Origin of the sequence: Alteromonas sp. AO-Serp (assembly GCF_017849675.1) — a bacterium.
Taxonomy (GTDB): Bacteria; Pseudomonadota; Gammaproteobacteria; order Enterobacterales; family Alteromonadaceae; genus Alteromonas; species Alteromonas macleodii.
Genome location: NZ_JAFLMX010000163.1, coordinates 1 through 9,306, shown reverse-complemented (window position 1 = coordinate 9,306; position 9,306 = coordinate 1). Strand labels below are relative to the sequence as shown.

Annotated in this window: 10 protein-coding genes; 3 read left to right on the top strand and 7 right to left on the bottom strand. The window is 43.7% G+C overall.

The window, feature by feature from the left end:
* Position 1 precedes the first annotated feature (1 nt).
* From QVA83_RS11520 to fadR, 3 genes are all read right to left on the bottom strand, one after another.
* The gene (locus QVA83_RS11520; protein ID WP_014949994.1) at positions 2 to 361 is read right to left on the bottom strand and encodes a phasin-related domain-containing protein; all 360 of its coding nucleotides are present in this window, start codon (positions 359 to 361) and stop codon (positions 2 to 4) included.
* 176 nt (positions 362 to 537) lie between these two features.
* On the bottom strand, positions 538 to 2,715 hold the full coding sequence (locus QVA83_RS11515; RefSeq protein WP_069944569.1) for a S9 family peptidase: 2,178 nt from the start codon (positions 2,713 to 2,715) through the stop codon (positions 538 to 540).
* A 354-nt stretch (positions 2,716 to 3,069) separates the two neighbouring features.
* Positions 3,070 to 3,780, bottom strand: a complete 711-nt coding sequence (gene fadR / locus QVA83_RS11510) for a fatty acid metabolism transcriptional regulator FadR (RefSeq protein WP_069944570.1) — start codon at positions 3,778 to 3,780, stop codon at positions 3,070 to 3,072.
* Positions 3,781 to 4,210: 430 nt separating this feature from the next.
* Between fadR and nhaB the strand changes: the two genes are divergently transcribed.
* The 3 genes from nhaB to QVA83_RS11495 are packed head-to-tail and all read left to right on the top strand — an operon-like array spanning position 4,211 to position 6,867.
* Positions 4,211 to 5,785 (top strand): sodium/proton antiporter NhaB, encoded by a 1,575-nt coding sequence (gene nhaB / locus QVA83_RS11505; RefSeq protein ID WP_069944571.1) that lies wholly within the window; start codon positions 4,211 to 4,213, stop codon positions 5,783 to 5,785.
* A gap of 3 nt (positions 5,786 to 5,788) precedes the next feature.
* Positions 5,789 to 6,316 (top strand): disulfide bond formation protein DsbB, encoded by a 528-nt coding sequence (gene dsbB, locus QVA83_RS11500; protein ID WP_014976923.1) that lies wholly within the window; start codon positions 5,789 to 5,791, stop codon positions 6,314 to 6,316.
* A complete protein-coding gene (locus QVA83_RS11495) occupies positions 6,313 to 6,867 on the top strand; it encodes a GNAT family N-acetyltransferase (protein WP_069944572.1) in 555 nt (184 codons plus the stop codon). Before dsbB ends, QVA83_RS11495 begins: the two co-directional genes overlap by 4 nt.
* Before the next feature lie 15 nt (positions 6,868 to 6,882).
* Here the strand turns inward: QVA83_RS11495 and QVA83_RS11490 are convergent, their stop codons facing one another.
* From QVA83_RS11490 to QVA83_RS11475, 4 genes are read right to left on the bottom strand one after another with little or no spacing between them, the layout of a single operon-like run.
* Complete coding sequence (locus tag QVA83_RS11490) at positions 6,883 to 7,377, bottom strand: YcgN family cysteine cluster protein (RefSeq protein WP_014950000.1); 495 nt, start codon at positions 7,375 to 7,377, stop codon at positions 6,883 to 6,885.
* The gene (locus QVA83_RS11485; RefSeq protein ID WP_069944573.1) at positions 7,374 to 8,042 is read right to left on the bottom strand and encodes a fumarylacetoacetate hydrolase family protein; all 669 of its coding nucleotides are present in this window, start codon (positions 8,040 to 8,042) and stop codon (positions 7,374 to 7,376) included. Before QVA83_RS11485 ends, QVA83_RS11490 begins: the two co-directional genes overlap by 4 nt.
* A complete protein-coding gene (locus QVA83_RS11480; protein ID WP_069944574.1) occupies positions 8,042 to 9,124 on the bottom strand; it encodes a lytic murein transglycosylase in 1,083 nt (360 codons plus the stop codon). Before QVA83_RS11480 ends, QVA83_RS11485 begins: the two co-directional genes overlap by 1 nt.
* Positions 9,125 to 9,130: 6 nt before the next feature.
* Positions 9,131 to 9,298, bottom strand: coding sequence for a YcgL domain-containing protein (locus QVA83_RS11475; protein WP_287498479.1), 168 nt, complete (start codon positions 9,296 to 9,298; stop codon positions 9,131 to 9,133).
* Between the last annotated feature and the right edge of the window lie 8 nt (positions 9,299 to 9,306).

Sequence of the window (9,306 nt, the reverse complement as noted above, 5' to 3'; positions counted from 1 at the left end):
TTTACTTGCTGGCAGCTAGCTTTGCAACCGCTTCAGTCAAGGCATCGATTTTTGCTGAAAGCTCTTCGATGCGCTGATCAGCTGGCTCTGAATCAAGGCCAAGCTTCTTGCGCACGTCTGCAACGCGATTTTCAACATCGTTAGTCGTAGATTTGAACTTACTTTTTGCGTCTTCTTCTAGCGTTTCGCCCTTTGTCACTAGCTCGTCAAACATTTTGTTCGCTTCTTCGCTTAGCTTCTCGTAGCGCCCCTGCGCTTCTTCAACGCTCTTACCATAAGCGCCTAGGCCTGCTAACCAAATTTTACGTGCCATTTCTTCGGCTTCGTTGATTTTACCTTTAATTGTGTCAGTAGTAGTCATGTTCAGCTCCTATGAATGCTAAATGAGAGTGTATTTCAACACCATGGCTTTACTTTACGATTAACAATTAGAATCCGCATACTAAAAACACAAAAAACATAAAAATGCCCGAAAAAGCGCTAACTTGTTCGGGCGAAATACCAGAGGAGACTGGTTTTAAAAAGGTGAGTGTAGAGTTAGAGAGGAACACCTGCGAGATGCAACACAAACACATATTCAAGCGCGGTAGACTCGAATCGTTTGAAACGTCCTGAAGCTCCACCGTGACCCGCTTCCATGTCGGTTTTGAAAAGCAATAAGTTTTCGTCTGTTTTGTATTCTCTTAGCTTCGCCACCCACTTCATTGGCTCAAAGTACTGCACTTGTGAGTCGTGTAGTCCGGTTGTGACCAACATATGTGGATAGTCTTTCGCTTCAATCTGATCGTAAGGCGAGTAGGAAAGCATATAGTCAAACTCAGCTTTGTTGGCTGGGTTACCCCACTCGGTATATTCACCGGTAGTCAGCGGAATAGACGCATCGCTCATTGTAGTCACTACATCAACAAATGGAACGTGCGCGCTCACACCTTGATAGAGTTCAGGTGCCATATTTACGATTGCGCCCATTAATAAGCCACCCGCGCTGCCGCCCATAGCAAAGACGCGGTCTTTGTCTGCGTACTGCTTTGCCACAAGTCCTTTTGAAACGTCAATAAAGTCAGTAAAGGTATTTATTTTCTGATGCATTTTGCCGTCTTCATACCACTCGCGCCCCAACATTTGACCTCCGCGAATGTGTGCGATCGCGACAACAAAACCTCTGTCTATCAAAGATAACCAGCTGCTTCTAAACGTTGGGTCTACAGTCGAACCGTATGAGCCATAGGCGTATTGATATAATGGATTGGTGCCGTCTTTCTTAAACTTATCTTTGCGATAAACTATCGAAACGGGAACCGACGTACCGTCTCTCGCTTCAATCATCACGCGCTCAGAGGCATAGAGAGAGGAGTCAAAAGTGTCAGATACACGGGTTTGTTTCATCACCTCGCTTTCAAGGGTATCTAAGTTGATATCAATGATAGAACCAGGCGTGGTCAACGAGCTGTAATAAATTCTAAGCTTATTGGTATCCATTTCAGGGTTTGCATTAAAATACGCACCGTAAATTGGATCTTGAGTTGGAATAACTTTCTCTTCGTTTGTCGTCAGATTGTGAACGACTAAGCGCAGCATCCCGTTTTCTTTTTCTTTAACCACTAAGTGGTTGTTCATTACTTCAATACTTTGAAGGAAAACGTCTGGACGATGTGCAATCACTTCTTGCCATTTCGACACATCGTTAGTGGCGTCTAATGGTGCTTTCATCACTCTAAAATTCTTCGCACCAATATTAGTCAACACAAAATAACCGTCACTCGCTTTTGCTACACTGTATTCTTGTCCGTCTTCAATGGGCAAGAATACTTTTGTTTGAGACGTTGGGTTATTCGCATCAATCAAAGTCACACCTGTTTTTTCGGTGTTGTCATGGTGAATGTATATGACACTATCGTCTTTACTTTTACTGATATAGGTATAAAAGGTAGGGTCGCTTTCTTCATAAACTAAAACATCTTCGCTTTGAGACGTGCCCAATTTATGGCGATAGACTTGGTATCCTAAAAGAGTCTGCGGGTCTTTCTTCACGTAAAAGAGGTGGGTATTATCGTTCGCCCAAACTACACTTCCAGACGTACCTTCTAAAATGTCATCAAGCTTTTCTTCACTCTCTAGGCTTTTGACATACACAGTGTAGATGCGTCGGCTAAGCGTATCTTCAGAATACGCAAGCAACTTGTTGTTGCTGCTCACCGCGTAACTGCCAATACTGAAATAATCATGCCCTTCAGACATTCGGTTTGCATCAAGCAATACTTGCGGTTCAGCGTCAAGTGAAGGTTTTCTTAAATAAATAGGATACTCGTTTTCACCTGAGTAGCTGGTGTAGTACCAGTAACCATTGTCGAGAACGGGAACGGTTGAGTCGTCCTTCTCAATCCGAGACACGAGCTCCTCATAAAGCGCTTCTCGGTTTTTCTTAAGAGGAGCCAAAACAGTCTCAACATAGCTGTTTTCTTGTTCTAAATGGGACAATATCTCTTCGTCGGTGCGGGAGTCATCACGCATCCAATAGTAATTGTCATTACGGGTGACACCATGCGCGGTCATTTCATGCGGCACTTTTTTCGCCACAGGCGCACTTACTTGAGTATTTAGCATAACGGATGGCGCTGCACTTTCAGCTACTTGTTGAGGATTTTCAGTTTTGTTTTCGACGCCACAGCCTGCTACCAAGCCACCTGCGGCAAGTGCTATCCATAGATATTTCATTATTATTCCTGTTGTGCACTTTTATTGGCGCTTTGTTTACCGCCAAGCGATTGAAGACAATCGACTTTTGATCATTGAAGATTTAAGAAAGCAGCTAAACTAAGCGAAGTTTATAAGTAAAGTGAGTATATATAATTACGATTTAGGGTCTAGCGTTACTTAACGCGAATGAGACTAAGTAAGGGTTAAAATGTTACAAGATATGTGAAACTGTGTTTCATCGCTGTAAATTCACCAACGAGCGTTAGTAGAAAGCGATAAAAAAACGCCGCATATTCAGAAATAATGCGGCGCTTTTGTTGTTTATTGTAAAAGCCGTCGTATGGAAACCAACAGCCTTTGGCATCCTAGTGTTTAGTCGACCAAATCCTTAGGCATGTCATCACGAATAGCAAGCCACACCTTTCCACTTTCTATACCGTACTTTCTAACTACTACAGGGACACGGTCGTATTCGCCTTTCTCAGCAACATCAAGCAAGTCTGCGTAATACTTGTTTGCCACGTCGCGTGCTTGTTGGTGCGAGAAGAAATAGCCACCAATACGCGAGTACAAACCACGGAAACCGTTCATCATCAAAACAAATACGTTATTGTTAGACGCTAACGCCAAGTCATGTGACATTTGATAGTCGAACTGGGCAAAAGCTAAACCTTCTTGCTCCACATTTTTATAACGGGCAATAATTGCAGCAGACTCTTGAGGGTTGTTTCGAATTGCGCCTCGAATGAAAACCGCACTTAAATTAGTGCGCGCTGCTAATAAATTATCAACCAGTTCAGGGATCCCTTCTTGGTCTAAACGAGCGAGAGTTTCTAAAATGTTTAACCCACACGTTTCCCAGAAATTGTTAACCTTGGTCGGCTTGCCGTGTTGAATTGTTAACCAACCATCACGAGCCAGACGCTGAAGTACTTCACGCAGTGTAGTACGCGTTACACCAATTAACTCAGAAAGCTCTCTTTCTGCAGGCAAAATGGTGCCAGGTGGAAATCTTCCACTCCAAATAGATTCAACAATATATTCTTCGGCGAATCCAGCTGGACTCTGTGCCTTATAAATCATAACTAATCGCCTGCACGTTATTGTTATTTTGCAACTGATTGTACCAGATGCTGTTTTATTATCACAATGAATTATGCCTCGTCCACTAAAGGTTTTAACAACTTGTTAAAATTAAAGTGTTATTTCAAACACCATTAAACACTGCTTGTACATTTTATGTTCGAAATATTACGTATTTTCAAATTCAATGATAACTATCATAAAAAAAGTGATAAATATTCAGTGACTTTCACATGGTGGGGTCTGTGAATTGCTTTCTCAAGACGTTAATATCATGTACGCTTAATTTCCGACTATAATGACAGCAGCAAAACCGCGGTAAGGCGAAATAAATCGCATAGCGCCAGCAGTTTATGTATGCAATAACCGGAACTACACAGTATAAAGATGCGCAAAAATGCGTGCTTTGTTGTAAAAGGAACAGGAACTCATGCAAACCTCAATGATCGCGGCGATCTATAAGAATTTCCTGGGACATGCGCCCGACTGGTATAAAAAAACCATTATTGCCTTTCTCATTGTTAATCCCTTCATCTTTATGGTGGACCCATATGTAGCGGGCTGGACGCTTGTAATCCAATTCATCTTTACCCTAGCGATGGCATTGAAATGTTACCCGCTTCAACCAGGAGGCCTGCTGCTCATCGAAGCGATGTTTATAGGCATGACATCGCCTGGCCATATGATGCATGAGATTGAAGTTAACTTAGAAGTGTTATTGCTACTGGTATTCATGGTAGCGGGCATTTACTTCATGAAAGACCTGCTTATGTACTTGTTCACCAAATTGGTGATTAAGGTTCGCAACAAGCTAATTTTATCCCTATCGTTTATTTTTGCATCTGCATTTCTATCGGCGTTTCTCGACGCATTAACGGTTGTTGCAGTAATAATCAGTGTAGGTCTGGGCTTTTACTCTATCTATCACAAAGTAGCGTCGGGCAAGGAGTTTCATTCTGATCACGACCACACAAGCGACGACGAACTGGGAAGCCACGACTTAGAAGACTTCAGAGCTTTCCTACGCAACCTTATGATGCACTCAGCCGTAGGTACTGCCCTTGGTGGTGTTATGACCATGGTAGGCGAACCACAGAACCTGATTATTGCAGACAAGGCTGGCTGGGACTTCGTTGAATTTTTCATCCGTATGGCACCGGTTACTATCCCAGTATTTGTATTTGGCTTGTTAACTACCGTCGTGTTAGAAAAAACCGGAATGTTTTCTTACGGTGCAAAATTACCTGCAGCGGTAAGACAGATTTTGGTCGACTATAACGACCATATGGACAAGGGCCGCAGTAAGCGTGAAACCGCTAAACTGATAGTACAAGCGCTAATTGGTGTTTGGTTAATTATTGGCCTTGCTACGCATATGGCGTCAGTGGGTCTTATCGGTCTGTCAGTAATTGTACTTGCTACTTCAATGAGCGGTGTTATCGAAGAACACGCACTTGGAAAAGCGTTCGAGGAAGCACTGCCATTTACCGCATTACTTTGCGTATTCTTCGGTGTAGTAGCCGTTATCATTGACCAAGGCCTTTTCCAGCCGGTAATCCATTGGGTACTGTCGTTTGAAGGCGAAACTCAAATGGTTATGTTCTATCTTGCTAACGGTGTGCTTTCGATGGTGAGTGACAACGTGTTTGTGGGCTCTGTTTATATCACTGAAGTCACAGCGGCTCTACAGGCCGGTCAAATCACACGTGACCAGTACGATATGCTTGCTGTAGCAATCAATACGGGAACCAACTTACCCAGTGTGGCAACACCAAACGGTCAAGCTGCTTTCCTATTCTTGCTGACCTCAGCCATCGCGCCACTGCTTCGTTTGTCGTACGGCCGTATGGTTATGATGGCATTGCCATATACCATCGTGCTGACCATCGTTGGTTTGTTAGCAACTTACATTGGACTTGCTGATGCTACTCAGGTGCTTTACGACATGCACCTCATTGAACACCACACCGCTGCTGAAGCGGGTGCACAAGCGGTAGGTCACTAGTCTATGCGCGGAATCATTCACAGCATTAGCCAATGGGCAGAGCACAAGTCTTCATGGCTTGTGCTTTTCGCCACGTCATTGGCATTAGAAATTGCTGCGCTTTACTTTCAGTATGGCATGGGTTTAAAGCCGTGCATTATGTGCATTTATCAACGAACCGCCATGTACGGTATTGTGTTGTCAGCACTTATTGTCGTTATTAAAAACAATGGCTTTACACGCATGCTTGGTTTCGCTGGTTGGGCTGTATCTGCAGGATGGGGCTTCTTAATTGCCAAAGAACACGTTGGCATTCTCAATGCTGCGAACCCATTTTTTGCCAGCTGCGAAATTGTGCCAAACTTCCCTTCGTGGTTACAACTTCACGAGTGGCTACCCGCTGTATTTGCTGCTGAAGGTGACTGTTTAGAAGATTCGTGGCAGTTTTTGTCTATGGGAATGGCTGAGTGGATGCAAATTATTTTTGCTGCCTACTTTGCTGTGTTCGCTATTGTGTTTGCATGTCGATTATTGGATAAGAAACCCTTTTGATCGACTTATCCATTCTACCGTCTCGCCTACCTCCGATACATACGGAACAAGGCCCCATTTCCATTCAGCGCATTGCAGAGAAACACTGCTATGCGCTTTGTGAGGCTGGACAACAGTCTATCCATCACGTAAAACCTTGGTTTGGTTCAGCGGTTTGCCCTGTTACGCCTGCACTGTCCAAGCAGTGCATCACCAACATGGAAAAGGCACGAGATACAGGATATGGACTTACCTACTTACTAATCCACGAAGAAAAATGCTTAGGTATGGGCATTATCAACCACATTCACCACACGCACCTTACCGCTAATCTTGGCTACTGGCTAAAACCAGACGCGTGCGGAAAAGGTTTAGCTACCGCGATTTGTGAAGCCTTGAAGAAGCTTGCGTTCTCTCAAATGAATTTGCATCGATTAGAATGCTTTATAGAGCCTAACAACAAGGCAAGCATACGTGTGGCAGAGCGAATTGGTGGTACAAAAGAAGGGCTTTGTCGCAAACGCGTATTCGGGCGCGATGCGTTGCTTTATGCGATTGTTAATGGCGATTAACGCGCGTTCTGCGCGTTAATCTAAGTCTTCTAAAGGCCAAATGGCTATATAGTCTTCAAAATTATTTAAATCCACGTCGGTTTCAAAAACAGTCTTATTGCGTACCGACATTCCCTTTGCGTGCATCACGTGTTTCTTCCCCTTGTTTAACAATGGGTGCCACGATGGTATGCCCCTTCCCTCATAAAGGCGACGATACGTGCAGCTATTAGGCATAAAAAAGATATCCTTCAGATTCTCTTTTGTCAGCTTCACGCAATCAGGCACCAGCTCTGTACGCCTTTCATATTGGGTACATTCACATTTTTTTGTGTTCAAATACGTACACACAATATTGGTATAGTGAATCTTCTCATTATCGTTAATGTGGTCGGTCACTTCGTATTCTTCTACCGCGTCATCATCGATAAATTTTTGCAAACAACATTTACCACATCCATCACAAAGTGATTCCCATTCCTTTTGGGTCATCTCCTCTAAAGATTTGGTTTCCCAAAACGCTGCCGTCATTCTGCTATTACCTCAGTTTCCACGGTTAAATGATTGTCTAGCGTTGCAATAATCGTATCTTGTGAGCAGAGCTTACCTACCCCTTTGGGCGTGCCTGTAAGAATCACGTCGCCGCTGTCTAACGTAAATATAGATGACATATGGGCGATAAGTGGTATGATTTTGTGCAGCATCAGTTCGGTATGTCCCTGCTGTCTAATCACCCCATTTATGGTTAAGGTAAAACGCAGGTCTTCCAAGTTTTCTATTTCACTTAACGGCACAAAGCCAGACAGCGGTGCACTGTTGTCAAAAGACTTCGCTCTTTCCCAAGGCTGGCCTTGCTTCTTAAGCTCGGCTTGAACCTCGCGAAGGGTTAAATCGAGACCAAGTCCAATACCCCATATCGCGGCTTTTACGTCATCTACACTCGCATTCTTCAATGATGATTTTAGCAGCACAGCGACTTCAAGCTCGTTGTGACACTCGCCTTTGTCGGTAGGAATGGCAATAGGCTTCTGCATATAACATAAGGCAGCCTTTGGCTTCATAAACAGCAAGGGTGCTTCAGATACGGTAGAATTCATTTCTTGAATGTGGTCGAGGTAATTTCTACCTATACACACTACTTTACTAACGGGTAGTGATATTTCATTGCCTTGAGAATCGATGTGACGATAAGCCATTAGTAACCTCGTTTTATCCGCTCTGATAAATACCCAACCGAAACGCCAAAGTAAGACGAGCGGTTCCACTTCATCAGTGTGTGAAAATTGTTATACACCAAGTAAATTCGGCCTTGCTCACCATCTGGCATAATAAGCGATGCACTGATTTCTGCATTGGGGAGTTCATTTCCGTTGTAGCGCTTGACGCCATTCTGCTGCCAAAAGGCCAACGGCTTCATGTTAGATTTCGCTAACCCTGAAAAAGGTACTGGTTTGGTTAGTATTACTTGGCGTCCCCACGTACCTTCACTATCCCAACCTTCAGATGATAGATAGTTGGCGATTGACGCAAATACGTCTGCCTTGGTCCCCCAAATATCCTTTCTGCCGTCGCCGTCGTAGTCCACTGCGTAATTTAGAAAGGATATGGGCATAAACTGTGTTTGTCCCATCGCACCGGCCCAAGAGCCTTTAAGCGCCTCTACAGAGATATGCCCTTCATCTAGAATCTGAAGTGCCGCAAAAAAATTGTCTTTAAACAGCTTTTCTCTTCGCCCTTCATACGCCAAAGATGCCAGTGCAGACAGCACATTAAAGTTGCCCTGAATTTTACCAAAGTTAGACTCGTTACCCCACAGCGCAACAATAAAGCGTGCCTGAACCCCGTATTTTTGAGCAATTTCGTCAAGCAGTACTTTGTGTTCATTGTACTGCTCAACCGCCTGCTTTACTTTCCAGTCGGGTACTCGCGTTGCTAGATAATCATCTAACGTAATTTTTTTCTCTGGCTGGCTTTTGTCAGACTTGACGACCGTGGGCCTGAAAGTAATGTCAGCAAACGCCAAATCTAACTTAGTCTTATCTATGCCCTTTTCGGCCGCTTCTTTTTTCAGTTGAGCAACGTAGCTTTTGAAGGCCGTCTCACTAAGCCCACTGTCATTACTTGGCTGATTTTCGGTATGAACTGTCAGTGAAAAGCTTAAGGTTATACTCGATAAAACTAGGGCAATATTGCGCGGTTGAGGAAATAAACTACGATTTTTGCGCTTAGCTATAAAGGTAATTCGGCTAACTAAGCGGTTTAGAGTCTTTAATAACATGGATATTTAAAACTTCTTATCGGGTGTTTTTGACAGCCCAAGAGATTCACGGTGTTGCTCTAGCAAGTTATCTTCTTTTGGCGGCATTTGAAGGTAAAAGCCTTTTTCGTTAAGCTCGTCGATAAGTTTTTGCTTATCAACCATGCCAAGTTTCTCGCGCTTTTCTAGGGCGATGATAGTCA

Coding starts and splice junctions, on each gene's coding strand:
- nhaB (WP_069944571.1), top strand. CDS start 4,211: ATGCAAACCTCAATGATCGCGGCGATCTATAAGAATTTCCTGGGACAT.
- QVA83_RS11485 (WP_069944573.1), bottom strand. CDS start 8,042: ATGGCTTATCGTCACATCGATTCTCAAGGCAATGAAATATCACTACCC.
- QVA83_RS11490 (WP_014950000.1), bottom strand. CDS start 7,377: ATGACGGCAGCGTTTTGGGAAACCAAATCTTTAGAGGAGATGACCCAA.
- dsbB (WP_014976923.1), top strand. CDS start 5,789: ATGCGCGGAATCATTCACAGCATTAGCCAATGGGCAGAGCACAAGTCT.
- QVA83_RS11515 (WP_069944569.1), bottom strand. CDS start 2,715: ATGAAATATCTATGGATAGCACTTGCCGCAGGTGGCTTGGTAGCAGGC.
- QVA83_RS11480 (WP_069944574.1), bottom strand. CDS start 9,124: ATGTTATTAAAGACTCTAAACCGCTTAGTTAGCCGAATTACCTTTATA.
- QVA83_RS11520 (WP_014949994.1), bottom strand. CDS start 361: ATGACTACTACTGACACAATTAAAGGTAAAATCAACGAAGCCGAAGAA.
- fadR (WP_069944570.1), bottom strand. CDS start 3,780: ATGATTTATAAGGCACAGAGTCCAGCTGGATTCGCCGAAGAATATATT.